A 22,241-nucleotide genomic window follows, 5' to 3' on the forward strand; every position below is an offset into this window, starting at 1 on the left:
CGCCCCGTCACCGTGCCCAGCCGACCCCTGCCCCGCTCTGGCCGCGCCAGTCGAGGCAGACGACCACGGCGTCGTCGCGGAGATCGACGTCCGCGTGATAGGACTGCAGCCCGCGCATCACCGTACCAACTGCCTCGGTCGCCGGTTGCAGCCGCGTCGCGCGCATGGACCGCGCCATGGCCCGCTCCCCGTACGGTTCGCGGCCGCCGGGAGCCGCCGCGTACACGCCGTCGCTGACCACGAAGAGCCGATCCCCGGGCTCCACGGTGAACTCCTGCACCTCGTACCGGGTCTCGGCGAACATGCCCAGCGGCAGCTGCTGCTCCAGCGGCACCCGGGCGACCGACCGGCCGCGCACCCGCAGCACGTGCGGGGACCCGGCGTCCACCGCCCGGACCCGGCCGTCGGTGGTGTCCAGCTCCAGCAGCAGCGTCGCCACATGCCGTTCGCCCCGGTGCTGGAAGAAAATTGTGTCCGAGGCCAGCTCGGCCTGCTCGACCAGGCTGCCACCGGAGCGGCGGGCGTTGCGCATGGCGTTGACCGACACCGCCGTCAGCAGCGCCGCCGACAGGCCCGTGTCGGCGCCGTTGAGCACCGTCACGGTGAGCCGGTCACCGTCCACCGACCAGTCGAAGTGGTCACCGCCCACCGTGTACGCCGGCTCGAGCTGCCCGGCCAGCAGGAACGCGCCGTGCGTCACGCTGCGGCCCGGCAACAGATCCCACTGCATCTCGGCGGCCATGCTCAGCCGCTCCCGGCGGCGGGCCCGGCGGTACCGGTCGGTCTGCCGGTCCGCCGCGCGCAGCGCCACCGCCAGCTCGCCGGCGATGTCCCGGACCGTCTCGACCGTCGCCGCCGACGGGGAGGCCGGCAGCTCCACCAGGAACACGCCGAGACGTTCACCCCAGACCGTCAGCGGAAGGTACACCCGGCAGCGGCCGTCGTCCCCGCCGTCGAACATCGGCTGCTGGCTGCTGAAGCAGCGCTGGGCCACGCCGTGGCAGGCGAGGAAGCCGGCGTCGGGCAGCTCCGGGTCGAGCACGGGCCACAGCCCGCTGATCCGGTAGTCGGCAACGAAGACGTCCGTGCGCGACGCGCCCATCCCGGCGCGGACGGCCCGGTCGGCGACCTCGGCCAACCGGTCGGGTGCCGCCTCGCGCAGCGCGCGGGCCACCGGTCCGAACGCGTCCGACATGATCCCCCTCCGACAACTCTTGCTGTAGGGCAAGCATCATACGGAGGGCCGCCGCCGGTCGGGCGGCGCGGTCGGTCGGGGGCGGGCGCGACGGCCGTCAGCCGGAGCGCTTGGTGGCCAGCCCGCGACCCCATCATCGCCAGGGCCTCCGAGTACGGCGAAGTGTCGGAGCAGCGTAGCGACCCCCCGTCCTGCGCGGTATCGCCTCGACGACGCCCAAACGGCCGGGATACTGACCGCGAAACCACGGCGGAGGAGGTACGGCGGTGAACGCGGCCAACGGCGCGGCGGTGGTCGTCGGGGTGGACGGCTCCGAACCGGCCCAGCGGGCCGTCCGGCTCGCCGCCGGGGAGGCCGCGCGCCGGGGCCGGGCCCTGCGGGTGGTGCACGGCTTCGTCTGGCCGCTGCTGCGCGTGCCGCTGGGCCCGGTGCCCGACGCGCCGCCCGGCGCCGGCCTGCGCGAACAGGCCGGACGCCTCGTCGCGCAGGCGGTGGCGCACGCCGAGTCGGCCGCCCCGGGGGTGCGGGTCACCGGAGAGGTCATCGACGGGGAGGCGTCCGCCGTGCTGGTCGGCGAGTCGACCGCCGCCGCGCTGATCGTCCTCGGCGACCGAGGGCTGGGCGGCTTCGCCGCGCTGGCGGTCGGCTCCGTGGCGATCCAGGTCGCGGCGCACGCCGACTGCCCGGTGCTGGTCGCCCGCGGCGCCGACCGGGCCGACGGCCCGGTCGTGGTCGGGGTGGACGGCTCCGCGCCGGCCCGCGCCGCCGTCGAGTTCGCCGCCGACGAGGCGGCGACCCGCGGCGTCGCCCTGCGCGCGGTGCACGCCTACCGGCACCCGGCCTCCACCGGGCCCGGTGACATGCAGCCCCTGGTGTACGACGAGGGGCAACTGCGCGGCGACGAGGAGCGGGTGCTGGCCGAGTCGCTGGCCGGCCTCGGCGACCGCCGGCCGGCGGTGCGGGTCGAGCGGGTGCTGGCCCGGGGTCGGGCCGCCGCCGCGCTGGCCGAGGCGTCCCGCGCGGCGCAGCTGCTGGTGGTCGGCGGCCGGGGACGCGGCGAGTTGACCGGCCTCCTGCTCGGCTCGGTCAGTCACGCCGTGCTGCACCGCGCCGACTGCCCGGTCGCCGTGATCCGCGCCCCGGAGTGACACCTGCCCACCCGGCCGGCGGCACCCCGGGCAGGGGCGACGGTTGGCCCCGGCGCAGGCGGGTAGACGGCGTGACCAACGGTCACCGCGACGTCAGGAGGCGGCTATGCCAGGACCACGGCCGGGCAGCAACGCGTACGACAAGGAACGGGCGCGACTGCGCGATCTGATCGAGAACTCCGGTCGGGCGGCCGACCAGGAGGCCAACCAGGTCGCCAACCGGATCCTGCAGGAGGACCGGGGACAGCGCGGCATCGTGCGGGGCGAGCGGACGTACGGCCCGAAGGGCGAGCGCGAACCGGGCGACCCGAAGTGAACGGCGCCAAACTGGTCGACGGGGCCATCGCCGGAGCGGTGGGCAGCGCCGCGCTCAACATGGTCAGCTACCTCGACATGGTGCTGCGCGCCCGACCGGCGAGCAGCACACCAGAGGAGACCGCCGGGCGGGTGGCCGGGCTCGCCCACGTCGACCTGGGGCCCGAGGACCGGGCGGCCAACCGCCGCTCGGGCCTCGGGCCCCTGCTCGGGTACGGGATGGGCATCGCCGCCGGCGCCGCCTTCGCCCTGCTCGCGGGGCGGCGCACGGCGGGGCCGGTCGCGGTGGCCCTGCTCGGCGGGAGCGTGATGGCGATGTCGGACGGCTCGATGACCGCGCTGGGGGTGACCGATCCGCGCCGGTGGGGCCGCACCGACTGGCTGTCGGACCTCGTGCCGCACCTGGCGTACGGGATGGCGGCCGCAGCCACCTGGAACCGGCTGCGGCCGCCATCGTCCCGACGGTGCTAGCCGCGCTCGGCGCTCTCGTCGTCGGCCACCTGACCGCCGGCCGGGCCGTACGGCGACACCTGACCGCGCGGCACCGTGCGGCCACGGTCGCCCTGGGACGTGCCACGGTGGCCGGGGTGACCGGACACGCCGGGCCCCTTGGCGTCCTGCACCGCGTCGTTGCGCGCGTTGCGGCGCAGTTCCGGCTGCTGAGGGTTCGTCACGGGAGTCTCCCTTCCGGGTGGACGGCGCGGCGTGGGCCACGCCACGACCGGCTTACCCGCCGCCGTTGCCCCCATGCCGCCCACCCCCCACGCTGCTAATACACGGAATCAGTGGCCTCGCGCCGCCTCAAGGCCACTAATTCCGTGTATCTGCGCGACGTCGGGGGCGGGGTGAGCGGTGGCGATCGGGGTACCCCTGGGTGTGGCAGACACGCGGAGGACGGCACGGGCCCTGCTGGACCGGCAGGGCCGCACGTACGCGGAGGAGGCCGGCATCCGGCTCGCCGACCGGCCCGGGCCGCTGTACCAGCTGCTGGTGCTGACCACGCTGCTGAGCACCCGGATCCGGGCGTCGGTCGCGGTGGCCGCCGCGCGGGAGCTGTTCGCCGCCGGCTACCGCACCCCGCAGGCGATGGAGGCGTCCGGCTGGCAGGACCGGGTCGACGCGTTGGGCCGGGGACACTACCGCCGCTACGACGAACGGACCGCCACGATGCTCGGCGCCGGCGCGCGGCTGTGCCTGGACCGGTGGCACGGCGACCTGCGCCGGCTGCACCGGGAGGCCGGCGGGAACCGGCCCGCGCTGCGGCGGCTGCTCACCGGGTTCCCCGGCATCGGCCCCACCGGCGCGGACATCTTCCTGCGCGAGGCGCAGCAGGTGTGGCCCGACGTGCGCCCGTACGCCGACCGGCGGACGCTGGCCGGGGCTGAGCGCCTCGGCCTGCCGGCGAACCCGGACGGGCTGGCCGGGCTGGTCGGCGGCGGCGACTTCGGCCGGTTCGCCTCGGCCCTGGTCCGGGTCGCCCTCGACGAGGAGTCCGCCGGCGAGGTCACCCGCGCCGCCGCCGCCCGCTGACGCCGGTCGGGTGTCGCCCGCGTCCCGCGTGGACGCGGTCACTTGGTCGCGTTGTCGCCCGGCTTGGTCAGGTGCCAGGCCAGGGCCGCGGCCAGCACCGCGAGCACCACCACCCCGCCGGAGACCCCGCCGCCCTCGTCGGCGCTGCGTCCCTTGCTGCCGAAGTAGATGACCGCGAGGCCGGCGAGCACCGCCACGGCCGTCCGCATTCCTCGGTCCTTCACGCCCCGCACGGTACGGAGACGACACCGGCCCACACTCCGGAAACGGGGACGGTTCCCCCGGACGAGGGGCGGCCGGCTCAGTCGGTCTCCAGGTCGTCCAACGAGATGGCGTGGGTTATCAACCAGCGGGCCAGGGCGGCCATCCCGAACAGCCACAACGGGGCGGACTCGGTGGGGCCGTTGGTGGCGTAGACGGCGAAGCGCAGATCCGGCGCCCGGTACGCCTCGATCCGCCACCGGTGGCTCTTGTCCCGCCAGACCGCCGAAGGGTCCATGCGGCCACGCTAGGCCACGCCCGGCCCCACCGGGGCCGCGTCGCGGCGGACCCCTCCACCCGTGATCGTTCGCCGTGGACGCAGCCGGCGTCATGGCGGGGCGGCGGCCACGCCGGGCTGGGCGACGACTGTGCGGGCGTCGTCGGGCAGGCGGCGGGTGACGCCCCGCCGGTCCAGCAGCTCCAGCAGCGGCACGGCGACCCGGCGGGTCGTGTCCAGGGCCTGCCGGGCGGCGCTGAGGGTGAACGGCTGCGGCAGCCGGGCAAGGACCCGGGCCGCGTCGTCGACCGCGCCGGGCAGCAGCACCACGTTCTCCGCGAGCCGCAGCAGCGCCCCCGCGCGCACGGCCGCGCCGATCTCCCGGGGCCCGAGACCCAGGCCCGCGAGGCGGTCCGCCCCGGGGGCCTGGAACGGGCGGTCGCCGTACTCGGCGCGGACCCGGGCCACGGCCCGGGCCACCGGCTCCGGCAGCGCGTCCCCGGCGTCCTGGCCGACCCGGCCGGCGCGCACCCGCAGCGGCGGGCGGACCAGGGCCTCCACCAGCGCCCGGTCGGGCAGGTCGAGGCGCTGACGTAGCACGTCGACCGGGACGCCCGGCTCCAGCGGGTGCGCGGCGGCGTACCGGGCGGTCTCGGCGGTCAGCCGGACGGCGAGGGACCGCCAATGGTCCGGGTCGGCCACCCAGTCCCCGGCGACCGGGGCGACGGTGACCGGCACCCCCATCCGGGTCAGCTCGCCCCGGCGGGCCAGGAGCCGGCGGCGCAGCTCCCCGGCCAGGTCCGGCCGCCCGTCGAGGCCGGCGAGCACCCGGGCGCGGGCGGCGGCGGACCCCCGCCGGGTCAGCGGCGGCGGGGCCACGTCGAGGACGGTCACCCCGCCGGCGACGTGGTGGCGGCCGGGGTCACGCAGCAGCGCCCGGTCGCCGACGAGCAGCGGCAGCGGGCGGACCAGCCGCAGCCGTGCGGTGTCCGGGCCGAGCGGGCGGACCCGGGCGGCGACGGCGGCGGCGCCGACGTGCAGGGTGAGGGTGGCCGGCAGGTCGGCGGCCGGGGCCCCGGCGACCCGCACGTCGAGCAGGTCGGTGCGGTGGAACCGGCCGGGGGTGAGCAGGGCGTCGCCGCGCCCCAGCCGCTCACGGGGCACGTTGCGCAGGTTCACCGCCACCCGGGCCACCGCGTCGACCCGGTCGTGGGGCACGCCGAGACAGTGCAGGCCACGCACCCGCACCGGCTCGCCGGTGTCGGCCAGTTCGAGGTGGTCGCCGACGGACAGCCGGCCGCCGCCGAGGGTGCCGGTCACGACCGTGCCGCTGCCCCGGACGGTGAACGACCGGTCCACCCACAGCCGCACCGGGGCCTCGGCCGCCGGGGCGGGCAGCCGCGCCACGAGCCGGTCCAGGGCGTCCCGCAGCTCGGGCAGGCCGGCCCCGGTGACCGCGCTGACCGCAACGGCGTCCACGGCGCCCAGGGAGGTGGCGGCGATCTCCGCGCGGGCGTGCGCCAGCGCCGGCCCCGGATCGGCCAGGTCCGCTCGGGTCACCACCAGCAGCCCGTACGCCACCCCGAGCGCGTGCAGCGCCGCCAGGTGCTCGGCCGACTGGGGCATCCACCCCTCGTCGGCGGCGACGACCAGCAGGGCTGCCGGGGCGGGGCCGACACCGGCGAGCATGTTCGGCACGAACCGCTCGTGGCCGGGCACGTCGACGAACGCCACGGTGCCGCCGGAGGGCAGCGTGGTCCAGGCGAAGCCGAGGTCGATGGTCATACCCCGGCGCCGCTCCTCGGCCCACCGGTCGGGCTCCATCCCGGTCAGCGCCCGGACCAGGGTCGACTTGCCGTGGTCGACGTGCCCGGCGGTGGCCACCACCCACACGTCAGGCGTCCACGGGCACGGTCAGGACCGCCGAGCGCAGCGCGTCGTCGGCGGTGGCGGGGACGCAGCGCAGGTCCAGCAGCAGCCGCCCCTGGGCCACCCGGCCGAGCACCGCCGGCGTGCCGGCGCGCAGCGGCCCCGCGTACCGCTCGGGCAGGGCCAGGGCCCACGAGCCCAGCTCGACGCCCGGCGCTCCGCCCCCGCCGACCACCGCGACGGCGGGCACCACCTCGGCCTTGCAGCCGTCGGCGGCCAGCCGGTCGCGCAGCCCCTCGGTGCGCTGCCGCAGGGCCGCCGGGTCGGCGTGCAGCGCGGCCCGGGTGGGAGTGTCCGGGGTGTGCAGGGTGGCCGCGAGGGCCGCCAGGGTCAGCTTGTCGACCCGCAGGGCGCGGGCGAGTGGGTGCCGGCGCAGCCGCTCGACCAGGTCGGCCTCGCCGAGCAACAGCCCGGCCTGGGGGCCGCCGAGCAGCTTGTCGCCGCTGGCGGTGACCAGGTGGGCGCCGGCCCGCAGGGTGCTGGCCGCGTCCGGCTCGGCGGGCAGCAGTGGGTCCCCGGCGAGCAGCCCGGAGCCGATGTCGGCGACCACCGGCACGCCGAGGGTGGCCAACCGGTCGACGCCGACGGCGCTGGTGAACCCGGTGACCACGAAGTTCGACGGGTGGACCTTGAGCACGAAGCCGGTGTCGGGGCCGACCGCGGCGGCGTAGTCGGCCAGGCTGGTGCGGTTGGTGGTGCCCACCTCGCGCAGCCGGGCACCGGTGCTGGCCAGCAGTTCCGGCAGGCGGAACCCGTCGCCGATCTCCACCAGCTCGCCCCGGCTGACCACGATCTCCCGGCCGGCGGCGAGGGCGGTGGCGGCGAGGACCAGGGCGGCGGCGCCGTTGTTGACCACGTGCACGGCGCCCGCGTCGGGCACGGCGGCGGCGAGCGCGGCGAGGGCGTCCCGGCCGCGCCGGGCCCGCCGGCCGGTGGACAGGTCCAGCTCCACGTCGGTGTGCCCGGCGGCGGCCACGAGGGCGTCCACGGCGACGGCGGAGAGCGCCGCCCGGCCAAGGTTGGTGTGCAGCACGACGCCGGTGGCGTTGAGCACCACCCGAGGGGCGGGCGCGGGCAGGGCGGCGAGCGCGGCGTCGCGTACCCGCTCGGGGGTGATCTCGCCGCGGCGGGCGCGTTCCTGGGCGACGACGATCGCGGCCTTGACCCGGTTGCGGCCGAGCGCGGCGACGGCCGCGGCCAGCCGTGGGTCGGCCAGCAGGAGATCTGTGCGCGGCACCCGCCGCCGTGGATCGGCGTCGCGCATCGCGTCCTCTCCTAGGGTCGCCTGGCGGAGACGGACGGGAATCGAACCCGCCTGGCCCGGGTACCGGACCACACCGGTTTTGAAGACCGGGAGGGGCACCAGCCGCCTGAACGCCTCCACCGGCTATTCGATCACAGCGCCCGCCCTGCCGCGCGGGAAGGGCCTCAGCGCCCGCCGGGAGGGGCCTCAGCCCTCGACGGCGGGGCGCTCCGCCTCGCGGCGGCGGATCCGTTCGCGCTGCGGGACGACCGTGTACTTCGGATCGCGGGCGGAGGCGACGCCACCGTGGAAGATCCCGAACCGGGTGGCCACCGACGCGGCGAGCAGGGCCACGCCGGAGAGCCCGGACAGCACGCGGCTGCGCCGGCCGACGAGCGCCCCGGCCACCCCGGCCGCCGTCAACACCCGGCCGGCGCGCAGCAGCCGCCCGGGGGTGCCGGTGCGGTAGGGCTCGCTGAGCAGGCCGAGCCGGTGCTCCACCCGGTGCGAGCCCCACAGCTCCAGGGCCGCGCCGGCCACCGCCATCCGCCGGGCCGGCCCGGCCTGGTCGCCGGGCGCGGCGAGCAGGCCCACGCCGGCGCCGCTGGCCAGGGCGCTGCCCGCGAAGATGATCGGCAGTTCCGGGTACGCCTCGTGCCACGACGGTACGGCCGTGCCGGCCAGCAGCACCCCGGTGTACGTGGCCAGGGCCGGCGCGGTCGCGGCGGCCAGCAGCCCGGCGGCCTGCCCGACCGGGGGCAGCAGCCGGCGGCCCAGCCCGAGCACGCCCCGCTCGGGCAGCCACGGCGCGGCCTCGGTGACGGCGGCGACCCCGGCGGCGGGGCCGAACACCGTGAGGATCCAGGTGCCCACCGACATCGGGGAGGTCAGCTTCGCCACCCGCAGCATGTGGTGGAACCGGGCCGGCCGACCCAGGTCGTTGACGAGAAAGTACGCGCTGGCGCTCACCGCGACCAGCGAGGCGATCCGGCCGGCGCGGCGCAGCGCCGGCCGACCGGTGAGCTGGCCGCCGGCGGCCAGCAGCGACGAGCCCGCGGCCAGCCCGCCGGTGAACAGGTACGCCGCGATGTCCCACTTCCACACCGGCGGCTTGAGCACCGGCCGGCCGTAGTAGGAGGTGAACTCGGCCGGCGGGACGTTGAGCTGTTCCCCGCCGCCGCGCCGCCCGCCGCCGCGCCGACGCCGCTCCCCGGGGGCCGCCGAGCGGGGCTGGCCGGGGGTGCGGTCCCCCTCGGGGGTGTGCGGTGCGGCGGGGCGGTCGGCGCTGAGCCCGCCTGCCGGGCCGGCGGCGTCGAGGCGGCCCAGGAAGCGGCGGAACCGGTCACCCACCGGGGGGCGGTGCGGGCTCACGAGGAACCTCCGACGAACGCGACGACGGCAGCCGCCGCCATGGTCAGGGCGGCCAGCCCGGCGCGCTTCCACATTTGGGGCAGGTCCCGGGTGGTGACCACCGGGTCCGGGGGCAACCCGTACACCTCGGGAGCGTCGAGGAGCAGGAAGAACGCGCCGTCGCCGCCGACGCCGTCGGTGGGATCGTGGCCGTAGAGCTGGGCCTCCGGCACCCCCCGCTCGTGCAGGGTGGCCACCCGCTGGGCGGCCCGCTCCCGCAGCTCGTCCAGCGGGCCGTACATGATGGACTCCGTGGGGCAGGCCTGCGCGCACGCCGGGGTGTTGCCGGCGCCGAGCCGGTCGTAGCACAGGGTGCACTTCCACGCCCGGCCGTCGCCCTTGCGCTGGTCGATCACCCCGTACGGGCAGGCGGAGATGCAGTAGCCGCAGCCGTTGCAGATGTCCTCCTGCACCACGACGGTGCCGAACTCGGTGCGGAACAGCGAGCCGGTGGGGCAGACGTCCAGGCAGGCGGCGTGGGTGCAGTGCTTGCACACGTCCGACATCATCAGCCAGCGGAAGTCGGTGCGCTCGGCCACGCCGGTGGCCCGGCCCGGCGGCTGGGAGCCGGGCATGCCGAGGAACTCGGGCCCGGCGGCCATCCGGGCGGCGGCGACCGGATCGCCCGTCGGGAGCCCGGGTTCCGTGCCGGTGTCGTCGGCCGTCCCGGCGGCCACCACCGCCGCCGACGTGGCGCTGGCCGGCGCGGCGGTGGGGTAGCCGGCGAACGGCGGGGTGCGATGCCCGGCCGGGGCGGGCTGCTCCACGAACGCCACGTGCCGCCACGAGTTCGCGGTCAGCGCGCCGGTGTTGTCGTACGACATGCCGAGCAGGTCCAGCCCAGAGCCCGGCACGTCGTTCCACTCCTTGCAGGCCACCTCGCACGCCTTGCAGCCGATGCAGACGCTGGTGTCGGTGAAGAAGCCCATCCGGGGGCGGGCGTCGGTCCAGCCGGCGTCCGGGGCCGGGTCCAGCGGCCCGTAGAGGCTGTTGGCGTCAGGCATCCTCGCCTCTCTTCTCGCCCGCCGCCGCCTCCGGCGAGCGCTGGTCCGTGCTGCCGGCCGCGTCGTCGCAGCCCACCGCGTCGGTAGTGACCAACGGGATCCTCCGGTCCACGGTCATTCCGGCCCGCCGCCGGTAGTCGGCGACCAGGTCGAGCAGGGCCGGCCCGGTGGGCCGCCGGCCGGACCGCACGTCGCAGGTGCCGACCTTGCTCTCCTGGATCAGCACGTTCGGGTCCAGGGTGATGCCGAACAGGTCGTTGGCCGAGTCGCCGGTGACCAACCCCTCGGTGCCGAAGTGGTACGGCAGCCAGAGCTGGTGGATGATCCGCCCGTCCACCCGCAGCGGGGTGAGCCGGTCGGTGACCAGCACCTTCGCCTCGATCACCGAGCGGCCGGTGACCAGGTGCGCCCAGCCCAGGTGGGCCAGCCCGGCCTCGGCGGCCAACTCCGGGGACACCTCCACGAACATCTCCGGCTGCAGCTCCGCCAGGGGCCGCACGGTGCGGCTCATCCCGCCGGCCGTGTGGTGCTCGGTGAGCCGGCTGACCGTGAACACGTACGGGAAGACGTCGCTGTGCGCCTCCGGCGGGCTCGGGTTCATCGGGTTCACCGGGTTCTCGTAGACCTTGCGGGCCGGGTTGGCCTGCTGGCCGTACATCGGGTTGCGCATCGGGGACTCGGCCGGCTCGTAGTGCGTCGGCAGCGGGCCGTCGAGCACCCCGCTCGGCGCGTACAGCCAGGCCTTGCCGTCGCTCTGCATGATGAACGGGTCGTCGCCGGCGATCCCGTCCGGCCCGGAGGCGTCCTCCGGCGGACGGTACGTCGGCGGCTTGTTCTTCTCGAAGTCGGGCACGTCGTAACCGGTCCACTCCGCCTTCTCCGGGTCCCACCAGACGTAGCGCTTACGTTCGCTCCACGGCCGGCCCTGCGGGTCGGCGGAGGCGCGGTTGTACAGGGTGCGGCGGTTCGCCGGCCACGCCCAGCCCCACTCGGCGGCCACCCAGTCCTGCTCGTGCCGGGACTTGCGCCGGGCCGCCTGGTTGACGCCGTCGGCGTACACGCCGGTGTAGATCCAGCAGCCGATCGCGGTGGAGCCGTCGTCGCGGGCCTCGGTGAACGCGGACAGCGGCCGGCCGGAGGCCGTCTCGTAGCCGTTGATCTCGCGCAGCACCGCCTCGGCGCTGGGCTCGGCCAGGTCACCATGGGTCGGGTAGTCCCAGGTCAGGTCGAGCAGCGCCCGGTCGCGCGGGTGGGGTGAGTCGGCCAGCCTCTCCCGCAGCTTCCGGCCCAGGTGGTAGAAGAACCACAGTTCGGAGCGGGCGTCGCCCGGCGCGTCGACGGCCTTCTCCCGCCACTGGAGCAGCCGCTGGGTCTGGGTGAAGGTGCCCTCCTTCTCCACGTGCGACGCGGCGGGCAGGAAGAACACCTCCGTGCGGCACTCCTGCGGCACGATCTCGCCGGTGGCCACCTCGGGGCTGTTCTTCCAGAACGTGGCGCTCTCGATCAGGAACAGGTCCCGCACGACCAGCCAGTCGAGGTTGGCCATGCCGAGCCGCTGGGCCTTTCCGTGCGCGGAGCCGACGGCCGGGTTCTGGCCGAGCAGGAAGTATCCCTTGATCCCGCCGTCGATCATCTTGAGCACCTGCTGGTACGTGCCGTGGTCGCCGGTCATCCGCGGCAGGTACCCGTAGCAGAAGTCGTTGTCCGGCGTCGCCGCGTCGCCCCAGTACGCCTTGAGCAGGCTCGCCGCGAACGCCCGGGAGTTGCCCCAGAAGCCCTTCTGGCCGGGGCGACTGATGCTGCCCACCCAGTCGTCGAAGGTTTCGTGGTCGGCGTGGTGCGGCATCGGCAGGTAGCCGGGCAGCAGGTTGAACAGGGTCGGGATGTCGGTCGAGCCCTGGATGCTGGCGTGCCCGCGCAGCGCCAGGATGCCGCCGCCCGGCCGGCCCATGTTGCCCAGCAGGGTCTGGATGATCGCGCCGGTGCGGATGTACTGCACGCCGACGCTGTGCTGCGTCCAGCCCACCGAGTAGACCAGCGCGCCGGTGCGCTCCCGGCCGGAGTTCTCCGTCCAGGCGCGGGCCAGCTCGAGGAACCTCTCCTGCGGGATCCCGCAGACCCGCTCCACCATCTCCGGGGTGTACCGGGAGAAGTGCCGCCGCAGGATCTGGTAGACGCAGCGCGGGTGCTGCAACGTCTCGTCCCGCCGGATCCGCCCCGACGTGGGCACGCCGTGCGACTCGTGCTCCAGGCCGGCCGCGCTGTCCCGTTCCTTCCCGGTGTCCTCACCTCCGGAGTTGCGCTCCTGGCCCTCGTACTGCCAGCTCGCCTGGTCGTACGAGTTGGTATCGGTGTTGTAGCCGGAGAAGAGGCCGTCCAGGTCCTCGGTGTCGAGGAACTGCTCGCTGACGACCGCCGCCGCGTTGGTGTACGCCAGCACGTACTCCCGGAAGTCCAGCTCGTTCTCCAGGATGTACCGCACCACGCCGCCGAGCAGGGCGATGTCGGTGCCCGCCCGGATCGGCAGGTACGTGTCGGCGACCGCGCTGGTCCGGGTGAACCGGGGGTCGACGTGGAAGACCTTGGCGCCGCGCCTCTTGGCCTCCATCACCCACTGGAAGCCCACCGGGTGGGCCTCCGCCATGTTGGAACCCTGGATGACGATGACATCAGCGTTGACCAGGTCCTGCTGGAAGTCCGTCGCGCCGCCGCGACCGAAGCTGGTCCCCAGACCGGGGACGGTGGCGGAGTGTCAAATACGGGCCTGGTTCTCGATCTGGAGCGCCCCCATCGCCGTGAACAGCTTCTTGATGAGGTAGTTCTCCTCGTTGTCCAGCGTCGCCCCGCCCAGGCTGGAGATGCCCAGCGTGCGGTTCAGCGGCCGGCCGGCGTCGTCGACGTCCTCCCAGGTCTCCTCGCGGGCGGCGAGGATCCGGTCGGCGATCATGTCGACGGCGGTCTCGAGGTCCAGGTCCTCCCACTCGGTCGCATACGGCCTGCGGTAGCGGACGGTGGTCTGCCGCAGCGGGCTGGTGACCAGCGACTTGCTGGCCGAGCCCTTCGGGCAGAGCCGGCCGCGGGAGATCGGGCTGTCCGGGTCCCCCTCGATCTGGGTGACCCGGCCGTCGGTGACGAAGACCCGTTGGCCGCAGCCGACCGCGCAGTACGGGCAGACCGACCGGGCCACGCTGTCGGCGGTCTCGGTGCGCGCGGTCAGCGCCGCCGAGCGGGCCGACTGGGCCGCCGCGCCCCGGCCGAGCGGGTCGGTGCCGGTGAGCTGCCGGTAGACCGGCCAGCCCTGGATGAAGGTCCGTAGACCCATCCGGAAGCACCCCCTCCCCCGGTCGGTGGACGCTGACCTCCTGAACATAGGTCAGGCCGGGCCGGGTCGTGTCCCCGGGCCGGATCTTTTCCGCCCTGTGGGGCCGGTTCGACCGGAGCGAGGACGGCGAGCCCACCGTGTCAACCGGGCCGTCGGCCCGAGAGCAGGGCCCACGGCGTACGGGTCGGGGACGCGAAACCGCCCCCGGCCGGTGGCCGGGGGCGGTTCGGTGTCGGTGTGCAGGTCGCCTCTCGGCGCGTGGCGCAACGCGGCTCCAGCCGGACGGTATTCCGCGAAGGCAATTCAGGTGAGGCCCGGGGACACTGAGCACACCGACACTGGCTACAACCTACCCACCCCACGGGCTGTTCCAACCGTCCCGGGTAATCCACCTCACTCCCCGACCGTCGCCGGTACGCGGGCGGACACCGCCGCGCGTCGCACCCGGAGGCGGTCAGCCGGTGCCCGTGCGGGCGCGGACCTTGGCGGCGCAGGCGTCCAACAGTGCACGCGGGTCGAGGCCGAGGCTCTCGATGGCCACCAGGGCGGTGAACGCCACGTCGGCCAGTTCGGCCCCGACATCCTCGCGGCTGTGCGTCACCCCCTTGCGCGGGTTCTGGCCCAGCACCCCGATCCACGCCCCGGCAACTTCGCCGGCCTCCTCGGTCAGCTTGAGGATCCGGCAGGTCAGTTCCGCGTCCCCGGTGCCGTTGGCGGCGTCCAACCAGCCCCGCGACGCCCGCACCGAATTCCAGATCGACTCGTCCACCCGTCCAGTGAACCCGACGGGGTCGCCCGCGCGAACGCCGCCGGCCGGTCCCCGGTGTGTCGGGGACCGGCCAGTTGGCTGTTCGGTGGTGCTGTGGTCAGCTGTTCCAGTGCTGGGTGACGAGGTCGGCGGCCTGCTGTTCCCACTGTGCGTACGCGTCGGGGTAGGCCGACACCTGGACGGTCTGTGCGGCGTCGGTCAGGGGCATGTCCTGCCACCCGTCGACCTGCTTCAACCCCTTCAGGAACGCCAGGGTCGAGTACTCGGGGTCGGTGATCTGCTCCGGGGTGCCCCAACCAGACGTCGGGCGCTGCTGGAACAGGCCCAGCGAATCGTGGTCATTGCGGTCACCGAGGTGACCCAGGTTCTCCAGCTTCGACTCCTGCAGGGACGTGCCGATGGAGATGACGGCCGCCCGCTCGTCCAGGCCGGCCTTCTTCGTGGCGGCGATGATCGCCTTCACGTTGGCGGTCTCCTCGTCACCGAGGTCGATGCGGGACTGCTCACCCTGCACACCGTGCGGGATCAGCTTGCCCTTGTCCACGCCGGGCTTGTCGGCCTGCACGGCCACAGCGGTCGTCGGGGTCGCCGACTCGGGGGTGGGGGTGGCGTGGGCGGTGGCCGGGCCGGCGAACACGCCACCGGCGAAGGCCAGACCAGCGATACCGAGAACGCTCTTACGCATGATCGTGTTCATGGGGGTGACTCCAATCGGGGGTCGACACACACACCACCCCAGGGGAAGGGGCGGGGGTGTAAGCACCACGTCGAGGCGCCCAAAAGATCAAAAAGGGGGAAAGCCATCCGGCTGCTCACCGCACCGGGGGGTGCTCGTGGCGCCGGGACCATGTGTAACGACCGGCCACCGGCCCGCATTCCCTGGGTCCGGGGGGTTCAGTAGCGGTGTGCGCTACTCGATCGTCTGCCAGGTGTAACGACCCCGCCCCGGCCGATGTTCCGCCGACCGGATGCCACCGGTCACACCCGCAGCCCGGACCGGACATCTGATGCGATTGGCCTCAGACAGCCCGGCCGGCACACGGGCTGGTTCGAGGCCTGTCAGCCATCCCCAGGGCTCATGTCGACGGGTGCTCCTTCGTCTCGTGGTCGATGAGTCGCTCCAAGCCGTCGAGCAGCGCCCGGAGACCAGTCTCGAACAGCGCGTTGATGTCGAAGTCGTAGCCATCGACGAGTCCGTCCATCATGTGGGCGTAGTTCGGATACCTCCCGGAGTGCGCGAGCGCGTGCATTTCCGCGGCCTGACCGTCTATCCACTGCTCGTCCGACAGGCCGGTTTCCGCCTGCGCGCGCGCCTCCCGCTCCAGATGGACGGCGAGGCCTTGACCGTGGCTGTACAGCAGGATCTGGAGGTCGAGAACGCGGGTCGCCGGCAGACCCTGCCTGGTCAATGCGCCGATGATCCATTCGCCGTGGCGCAGCAGATTGGGCAGCGGCAGGGGCCTGGCGAGCGGGCCCAGGTGCGCGAGCCACGGGTGGCGGCAGTACAGCCGCCACAGCGTGCGTGCGCCGAGTTCGAGCCTGGCACGCCAGTCGTCGGGCGGTATCGCCGGGTATTCGCCTTCGCCGTATGCCGCATCGACCATCAGCAGGACGAGTTCGTCCTTGCCAGCGACGTGTCGGTACAGCGACATGGTGGACACCCCCAGCCGTGCGGCGACGGTGCGCATCGACAGGGTCTCTAGGCCCTGGGCGTCGGCGATCTCAACGGCGGCCCGGACGACGCGGTCGCGGCTCAGCTCCACCTCCGGCGTGGCGGCGGATCGGGGCGACGCCGCCTCCGGGCGGGCCACCGACCGTCGAGCCGTCCGCCCGATGCGCGCGGCAGGTGGCGGCGCCACGATGGTGCCCACCCGCGGTTGGACGCGGACCACGCCCGCCTGGCGCAACTCGTTCAGTGCCTTCGCGGCGGTGGCCAGCGCCACTCCCCACTGCGCGGCGAGCGCCCGGGTGGACGGCAGCCGGTCACCCGGGCTCAACTCCCGTGCGGCGATCCGGCGGTGCAGATCCGCGGCGATGCGCAGGTACGGCGGCTCAGTGGTCACGCAGCTCCCCATTCTGTTCTAGGACACACACCGGGGCAGAGCATCTCTGTACTAGCTCAATGCCGCCACAATACGTTGTCGAATCAGGCGCGTACACCGTATCTTCGCGGTGCGTACAGCGTACATCCACACAAGGAGGACTACGTGAAGACTGTGCTGATCTCGGGTGCCGGCGTCGCCGGACCGGCTCTGGCGTACTGGCTGCACCGGCATGGCTTCGTCCCCACGGTGGTCGAGCGGGCACCCTCGTTACGGGCCGGCGGACACGCGGTGGACGTGCGCGGCGTGGCGCTCGACGTGATCGAGCGGATGGGGCTGACCGATCCGCTGCGCCGGGCGCGTACCCAGATGCGAGGGATGTCGATGCTCGACCCGCACGGCAACGAGGTCATGCGCTCGACCGAGGTGACGCTGAGCAGCGGCCGGCTCGACAGCGGCGACGTCGAGGTGCTCCGGGAAGACCTGATCGGGCTGCTCTACGACCTGACCCAACCCCACACCCGATACCTCTTCGGCGACTCGGTGACCGCCCTCGAACAGAACGGCGACGGCGTCCGGGTGACCTTCGACAACGCCGCAGCGGAAACCTTCGACCTGGTGGTCGGCGCCGACGGCCTGCACTCCACCGTGCGGCGACTCGCCTTCGGGCCGGAGCAGCCGTACCTGTACCACCTCGGTTCCTACGTCGGCGTGTTCACCGCCCCCAACTTCCTCGATCTCGACCGCTGGCAGGTCTGGCTGGGCGCCGAAGGCGTCGGCTACGGCATCTACTCGGCGCGCGACAACACCGAGATGCGCGTGAACCTCGGCTTCGGGGCCGACCCCCTGGACTACGACCGTCACGACATCGATGCCCAGCGCAAGCTGGTCGAGGACCGGCTCGCCGGCGTGGGCTGGGAAACCCCGCGGTTGCTCGCCGCGATGTGGCAGGCCACCGACTTCTACTTCGACGCGATGGCGCAGATCCGCATGGACCGCTGGTCCGCCGGCCGGGTGACGTTGCTCGGCGATGCGGGCTACTGCCCGTCACCGCTGTCCGGACAGGGCACGAGTCTGGCGCTCGTCGGCGCGTACGTGCTCGCCGATTCCCTGGCCAGCTCCGGCGGGGACCACGGGGCCGGACTCGAACGCTACGAACAGCGGATGCGCGAGTTCGTCACGCTCAACCAGGCGCTCGCCACCGAAAATCCCGGCGGCCCGCCGTCAGAGGAGTCCAGCGAGCGGGCCAAGTCGGCCATCGACCTCGATGCGTGAGCACGTCATTGCGGCCGGGGCGGGGTGGAGCATCGGTCACTCGTACCCGTGATGCCGTTGACCTGGGCGACCACGACAAGGCCCCGGCCGGCCCGGTGAAGGGCCGGCCGGGGCCGGGTCAGGATTCCGTCACCAGAGCTGCTGGACGACGTCCGCAGCCTGCTCCTCCCACTGCGCGTACGCGTACGGGTACGCCGACACCTGCACCGTCTGCGCGGCGGCGGTCAGCGGCAGGTGGTTCCAACCGCCCACGTTCTTCAGGGCGTCGAAGAACGCCTTGGAGGCGTAGTCGGGGTCGGTGACCTCGTCGGGCGAGCCCCACCCCGACGACGGACGCTGCTGGAACAGGCCCTGCGAGTCGTGGTCGTTGTACGCCCCCAGGTGGCCGAGGTTGTACAGCTTCGACTCCTGCAGCGAGGTGGCCACACCGATCACCGCGCCCCGCTCGCCGACGCCGGTCTCCTTGGCCGCCTTGATGATCGCCTCGGCGTTTTCCAGCTGCGCGTCGTCGAGGGGGATGCGCGACTGGGCGCCCTCGAGGCCGTTCGGGATCAGTTCGTCCCGGTCCGGCTTCTCGGCCGACGTGGTCTTGCTGATGCTCTCGCCCGTGGTCAGCGCGGACTCGACGGTGGCGCTCTCGCGGCTCTTGCCGGTGGCCAGGTCGATCGCGGCCACCGCACCGGCGTGCGGGCCGCTGGTGACCGGGGCGGCGACGGCCATGGGGCCGAACGCCAGGCCGCCGAGGGCGGCGACGCCGGCGACGCTCAGGACGGTCCTACGGGTCGGGGTCTTCGCGATGGTCTGGATCCGGTCGGTGGTCTTCGCGATGGCCGGGAGCCATCGAGTGAAGTCAACCCTCACGATGGTTGCCCTTTCGATCGTTGCGACGCGCTCCGGGTTGAGCGCCCCTCGGGGGACCGCTCCGCCATAGGGGTTTACCGACGGGCGGTACGGGGGACACAACCAGCCGCACAGGTCCGTCATTCCGGATATGCGGGGTAGCGGCGTGGGCTGCGACCCCGGTCACGCCCAGAATCGGTCGACCCCGCCAACGGGCGCGCGGCGCCCCGAACCGGACGCACACGTGCCGGATCAGCCCGTCGGCCGCTGACCCGGTGTCGACCGGCGCGGCCGCGACGACGGGGGTGACGCCCACCCCGCCACCCGCCCCGCCCCGGCGGGCCTGCTGGCCGGGGCGGGTGGCGGCGGACGGGTCAGTGCCCCCGGGCGATCCACTCGTCGAGGTGCGGGGCCTCGTCGCCGACGGTGCTGCTGTCGCCGTGGCCGGTGTGCACGACCGTCTCCGGCGGCAGGGTGAGCAGCCGGGTACGGATGGAGTCGACGATGGTGCCGAAGTCGCTGTACGAGCGGCCGGTGGCGCCCGGTCCGCCGGCGAAGAGGGTGTCACCGGTGAAGACCACGCCGAGCTGCGGGGCGTACAGGCTGCACGCGCCGGGGCTGTGGCCGGGGGTGTGCAGCACCCGCAGGCCGGTGCCGGCCACCTCGATCGTGGCCCCGTCGCGCAGTTCCCCGTCGGGGGCGGTGCCGGGGTGCACCAGGTCCCACAGCACCCGGTCGTCGGGGTGCAGCAGCACCGGCGCACCGGTGGCCCGGGACAGCTCCGGGGCCACCCGGACGTGGTCGTCGTGGGCGTGGGTGGCCACGATCGCCACCACCCGGCGCCGGCCGACGGCGCGCAGGATCGCGTCGACGTCGTGCGGGGCGTCGACGACGACGCATTCGCTGTCGTCCCCGACCACCCAGACGTTGTTGTCGACGTCGAAGGTCTGCCCGTCGAGGGAGAACGTGCCGGAGGTGACGGTGTGGTCGACGCGGACGGTCACGGGAAGACCACCACCGAGCGCAGCACGTCGCCGTGGTGCATCCGGGTGAACGCCTCCTCGACCTGGTCCAGGGCGATCTCCTCGGTGACGAACGCGTCCAGGTCGAGCCGGCCCTGCAGGTAGAGCTCGGTGAGCATGGGGAAGTCGCGGCTGGGCAGGCAGTCGCCGTACCAGCTCGACTTGAGCGCGCCGCCGCGGCCGAAGACGTCCAGCAGCGGCACGTCGACGGTCATCTCGGGGGTCGGCACGCCGACCAGCACGGCCGTCCCGGCGTGGTCGCGGGCGTAGAACGCCTGCTTCCAGGTCTCCGGCCGGCCGACGGCGTCGATGACGACGTCGGCGCCGAAGCCGCCCGTGGCGGCGCGGATCGCCTCGACCGGGTCGTCCTCCGAGGCGTTGACCGTGTGGGTGGCGCCGAACTTCCGGGCCCAGTCGAGCTTGCGGGAGTCGGTGTCCACGGCGATGATCGTCGTCGCCCCGGCCAGGGCCGCGCCGGCGACGGCGGCGTCGCCGACCCCGCCGCAGCCGATGACGGCCACGGAGTCGCCCCGGGTGACCCCGCCGGTGTTCATCGCCGCGCCGAGGCCGGCCATCACCCCGCAGCCGAGCAGGCCGACGGCGGCCGGCCGGGCCGCCGGGTTGACCTTGGTGCACTGTCCGGCGTGGACGAGGGTCTTCTCGGCGAAGGCCCCGATGCCCAGGGCCGGGGACAGCTCGGTGCCGTCGGTGAGGGTCATCTTCTGGGCGGCGTTGTGGGTGGCGAAGCAGTACCACGGCCGGCCCCGCCGGCAGGCGCGGCAGACCCCGCACACGGCCCGCCAGTTGAGCACCACGAAGTCACCCGGCGCGACGCCGGTGACGCCCTCGCCCACCTGTTCGACGATGCCGGCCGCCTCGTGGCCGAGCAGGAACGGGTACTCGTCGTTGATCCCGCCCTCGCGGTAGTGCAGGTCGGTGTGGCAGACCCCGCAGGCCTGGACGCGGACCACCGCCTCGCCCGGCCCCGGGTCGGGCACCACGATCGTGGTGACCTCGACCGGCGCGCCCTTGCGCCGTGAAATGACTCCCCGGACTTCCTGGCTCACGTTCTCCTCCTGCTCCACCGCTGTCGATGCCGGCGGCCCGCGGTGGGCGGACCGACGACAGAGAGCGCCACCGGGCGGGTACGCCACGTCGATCGCGCTTCCCGGCGAAACTACCGCCGATCACCATGTCGAGCCCAGCAACGCCCGACGCCTACCCCGGCCGAGGCCGCAGGGGGCTCACGCGGGTCGATGGGCCGGCGCGGGTTGCGTGAGCGGGGCGGCGTCGCGGGCGAGGTCGGCGAGGTGGCGGCGGGCGGCGTTGCGGTAACGCAGCACCTGGACCGCGCCGAGCGCCCACAGGACGTACTGCATGGCGAAGGCCCACCGGAACGCGGTCAGGTCCGGTGCGGCGTGGCCGGCAGGGGTGGCCAGGTCCAGCACGACCCCGACGGCCAGCACCAGGACGATCGAGGCGGCGAAGCCGCCCACGTTCACGATGCCGGTGGCGCTGCCGATCCGGCTGGCCGGGTTGGAGGTGCGGGCGTAGTCGAAACCGATGGCCGAGCCGGGGCCGTTGACGGCCAACACCACGACCAGGGCGACCAGCAGCCAGCCCGGGGCGCGGCCGGGCCAGGCCAACACCACCGCCCAGATCGCGGCGGTGGCCGCGGTGACGGTGAACACCAGCACCGAGCGGCGGAACGGGTGCCGGGCGCACAGGTGGGCGATCAGCGGCCCGGCCAGCAGGCCGGACAAAGTCATCAGGGTGAGCAGGGACGCCGCGGTGGTGGGCGACATCCCCTGGCCCTGCACGAGGAACGGGTATCCCCACAGCAGCGCGAACACCGCGCCGGAGAACTGGGTGACGAAGTGCGTCCACAGGCCCAGCCGGGTGCCGGGCTGGGCCCAGGCGGCGGCCAGTTCCCGGCGTACGGTGGCCAGGTCGGGGGCGGGCGTGGCGGCGTGCTCCCGGTGCGGGGTGTCCCGGACGGCCACGACGACCATGGTGAGCACGGTCGCGCCGAGCGCCGCGGCGGTGAGGAACGCCGGGGTCCAGCCGGCGCGGTGCAGCAGGGCGACCAGCGGCACGGCGCCGAGGACCGCGCCGAGCTGGCCGAGTGAGCCGGTGAGCTGCACCAGCATCGGGTTGCGGCGGCCGGGGAACCAGAACGCGACGATGCGCAGCACGCTGATGAAGGTCATCGCGTCGCCGAGGCCGACCAGCACCCGGGCGGCGACGGCGAGCCCGACGTGGGTGGCCACCGCGAAGCAGAGCTGGCCGGCGACCATCAGCAGCCCGCCGGCGATCAGCAGCCGGCGGGAGCCGAACCGGTCGAGCAGCACCCCCACCGGCACCTGCATGGCGGCGTACACGGCGAGCTGGGCGACGGTGAAGACGGCCAGGGTGGAGGCGCTGATGTCGAAGCGGTGCGCGGCGTCGACCCCGGTCACGCCGAGGGAACTGCGGTGGAACACCGCCGCCACGTACGCGCTGAGGGCCACCGCCCAGACCAGCGCGGCGGAGCGGCGGGGCACGGCGGTCGGGGCGGCGCTCACGGGTGCCGGTACGCCCGCCCGGTGGTCACGGTGGCGGCGGCGCGCGCCGTTGAGCTGGGATGCGTCATGTCCTCATGGTGCGTCGCACCCCCTGCGGGGCCGGTACGCGGGCTGCCCGGACGTGGCCCGGGCCACGGGCGGCCAAGGCTTCCGGG

General features: G+C 74.3%; 21 protein-coding genes and 1 tRNA gene. 5 read left to right on the forward strand and 17 right to left on the reverse strand.

The genetic code is table 11. The features are described from left to right. Positions 1-7: 7 nt before the first annotated feature. Positions 8-1,195, reverse strand: a complete 1,188-nt coding sequence (locus tag GVV04_RS00295) for a PP2C family protein-serine/threonine phosphatase (RefSeq protein ID WP_161683703.1) — start codon at positions 1,193-1,195, stop codon at positions 8-10. A 266-nt stretch (positions 1,196-1,461) separates the two neighbouring features. Between GVV04_RS00295 and GVV04_RS00300 the strand changes: the two genes are divergently transcribed. The 3 genes from GVV04_RS00300 (at position 1,462) to GVV04_RS00310 (ending at position 3,129) form a co-directional block, all read left to right on the forward strand. Then, positions 1,462-2,343: a universal stress protein gene (locus GVV04_RS00300; RefSeq protein WP_161683704.1), complete on the forward strand. Its 882-nt coding sequence runs from the start codon at positions 1,462-1,464 to the stop codon at positions 2,341-2,343. 106 nt (positions 2,344-2,449) lie between these two features. Beyond that, positions 2,450-2,659 (forward strand): phosphatidylethanolamine-binding protein, encoded by a 210-nt coding sequence (locus tag GVV04_RS00305; RefSeq protein ID WP_161683705.1) that lies wholly within the window; start codon positions 2,450-2,452, stop codon positions 2,657-2,659. Beyond that, the gene (locus GVV04_RS00310) at positions 2,656-3,129 is read left to right on the forward strand and encodes a hypothetical protein (RefSeq protein ID WP_161683706.1); all 474 of its coding nucleotides are present in this window, start codon (positions 2,656-2,658) and stop codon (positions 3,127-3,129) included. The genes GVV04_RS00305 and GVV04_RS00310 overlap by 4 nt, the downstream gene beginning before the upstream one ends. On the opposite strand, the gene GVV04_RS00315 is transcribed toward GVV04_RS00310, so the two are convergent. After that, on the reverse strand, positions 3,126-3,332 hold the full coding sequence (locus GVV04_RS00315; RefSeq protein ID WP_161683707.1) for a hypothetical protein: 207 nt from the start codon (positions 3,330-3,332) through the stop codon (positions 3,126-3,128). The two genes, GVV04_RS00310 and GVV04_RS00315, sit on opposite strands and share 4 nt — an antisense overlap. 202 nt (positions 3,333-3,534) lie before the next feature. Here GVV04_RS00315 and GVV04_RS00320 point away from each other — a divergent pair, with 202 nt between their 5' ends. Then, positions 3,535-4,188 (forward strand): hypothetical protein, encoded by a 654-nt coding sequence (locus tag GVV04_RS00320; RefSeq protein WP_161683708.1) that lies wholly within the window; start codon positions 3,535-3,537, stop codon positions 4,186-4,188. 38 nt (positions 4,189-4,226) lie between these two features. Here the strand turns inward: GVV04_RS00320 and GVV04_RS00325 are convergent, their stop codons facing one another. The 11 genes from GVV04_RS00325 to GVV04_RS00375 form a co-directional block, all read right to left on the reverse strand. Beyond that, positions 4,227-4,412 (reverse strand): hypothetical protein, encoded by a 186-nt coding sequence (locus GVV04_RS00325; RefSeq protein WP_161683709.1) that lies wholly within the window; start codon positions 4,410-4,412, stop codon positions 4,227-4,229. Positions 4,413-4,489: 77 nt separating this feature from the next. After that, positions 4,490-4,687 carry a hypothetical protein gene (locus tag GVV04_RS00330; protein ID WP_161683710.1) on the reverse strand — a complete coding sequence of 66 codons (198 nt, stop codon included), beginning with the start codon at positions 4,685-4,687 and terminating at the stop codon, positions 4,490-4,492. Positions 4,688-4,777: 90 nt separating this feature from the next. Then, a complete protein-coding gene (gene selB / locus GVV04_RS00335) occupies positions 4,778-6,559 on the reverse strand; it encodes a selenocysteine-specific translation elongation factor (RefSeq protein WP_161683711.1) in 1,782 nt (593 codons plus the stop codon). Position 6,560: 1 nt separating this feature from the next. Beyond that, entirely contained in the window at positions 6,561-7,859 is a 1,299-nt protein-coding gene (selA, locus tag GVV04_RS00340; RefSeq protein WP_161683712.1) for an L-seryl-tRNA(Sec) selenium transferase, read from the reverse strand. Between the two features lie 22 nt (positions 7,860-7,881). After that, a tRNA-Sec gene (locus tag GVV04_RS00345) sits at positions 7,882-7,977 on the reverse strand. A gap of 68 nt (positions 7,978-8,045) precedes the next feature. Continuing rightward, positions 8,046-9,209 (reverse strand): NrfD/PsrC family molybdoenzyme membrane anchor subunit, encoded by a 1,164-nt coding sequence (nrfD, locus tag GVV04_RS00350; RefSeq protein WP_161683713.1) that lies wholly within the window; start codon positions 9,207-9,209, stop codon positions 8,046-8,048. Then, entirely contained in the window at positions 9,206-10,252 is a 1,047-nt protein-coding gene (locus GVV04_RS00355; RefSeq protein ID WP_161683714.1) for a 4Fe-4S dicluster domain-containing protein, read from the reverse strand. The genes nrfD and GVV04_RS00355 overlap by 4 nt, the downstream gene beginning before the upstream one ends. Beyond that, positions 10,245-13,574: a formate dehydrogenase gene (gene fdh, locus GVV04_RS00360; protein ID WP_161683715.1), complete on the reverse strand. Its 3,330-nt coding sequence runs from the start codon at positions 13,572-13,574 to the stop codon at positions 10,245-10,247. Before fdh ends, GVV04_RS00355 begins: the two co-directional genes overlap by 8 nt. 454 nt (positions 13,575-14,028) lie before the next feature. Then, positions 14,029-14,343, reverse strand: a complete 315-nt coding sequence (locus tag GVV04_RS00365; RefSeq protein ID WP_161683716.1) for a MazG-like family protein — start codon at positions 14,341-14,343, stop codon at positions 14,029-14,031. Between the two features lie 97 nt (positions 14,344-14,440). Then, positions 14,441-15,040 carry a hypothetical protein gene (locus GVV04_RS00370; RefSeq protein ID WP_161683717.1) on the reverse strand — a complete coding sequence of 200 codons (600 nt, stop codon included), beginning with the start codon at positions 15,038-15,040 and terminating at the stop codon, positions 14,441-14,443. A gap of 379 nt (positions 15,041-15,419) precedes the next feature. Next, entirely contained in the window at positions 15,420-16,406 is a 987-nt protein-coding gene (locus GVV04_RS00375; RefSeq protein ID WP_328822135.1) for a GntR family transcriptional regulator, read from the reverse strand. 144 nt (positions 16,407-16,550) lie between these two features. Between GVV04_RS00375 and GVV04_RS00380 the strand changes: the two genes are divergently transcribed. Next, positions 16,551-17,660, forward strand: coding sequence for an FAD-dependent monooxygenase (locus GVV04_RS00380; RefSeq protein ID WP_161683719.1), 1,110 nt, complete (start codon positions 16,551-16,553; stop codon positions 17,658-17,660). Positions 17,661-17,789: 129 nt separating this feature from the next. On the opposite strand, the gene GVV04_RS00385 is transcribed toward GVV04_RS00380, so the two are convergent. From GVV04_RS00385 to GVV04_RS00400, 4 genes are all read right to left on the reverse strand, one after another. Continuing rightward, a complete protein-coding gene (locus GVV04_RS00385) occupies positions 17,790-18,521 on the reverse strand; it encodes a hypothetical protein (RefSeq protein ID WP_161683720.1) in 732 nt (243 codons plus the stop codon). Between the two features lie 353 nt (positions 18,522-18,874). Beyond that, positions 18,875-19,504 (reverse strand): MBL fold metallo-hydrolase, encoded by a 630-nt coding sequence (locus tag GVV04_RS00390; RefSeq protein ID WP_161683721.1) that lies wholly within the window; start codon positions 19,502-19,504, stop codon positions 18,875-18,877. Beyond that, entirely contained in the window at positions 19,501-20,589 is a 1,089-nt protein-coding gene (locus tag GVV04_RS00395; RefSeq protein WP_161683722.1) for an S-(hydroxymethyl)mycothiol dehydrogenase, read from the reverse strand. The genes GVV04_RS00390 and GVV04_RS00395 overlap by 4 nt, the downstream gene beginning before the upstream one ends. A gap of 177 nt (positions 20,590-20,766) precedes the next feature. After that, positions 20,767-22,086, reverse strand: a complete 1,320-nt coding sequence (locus GVV04_RS00400) for an MFS transporter (protein WP_328822136.1) — start codon at positions 22,084-22,086, stop codon at positions 20,767-20,769. Positions 22,087-22,241 lie beyond the last annotated feature (155 nt).

The sequence above is a fragment of the Micromonospora rubida genome (genome assembly GCF_009908295.1).
Lineage (GTDB): Bacteria > Actinomycetota > Actinomycetes > Mycobacteriales > Micromonosporaceae > Micromonospora > Micromonospora rubida.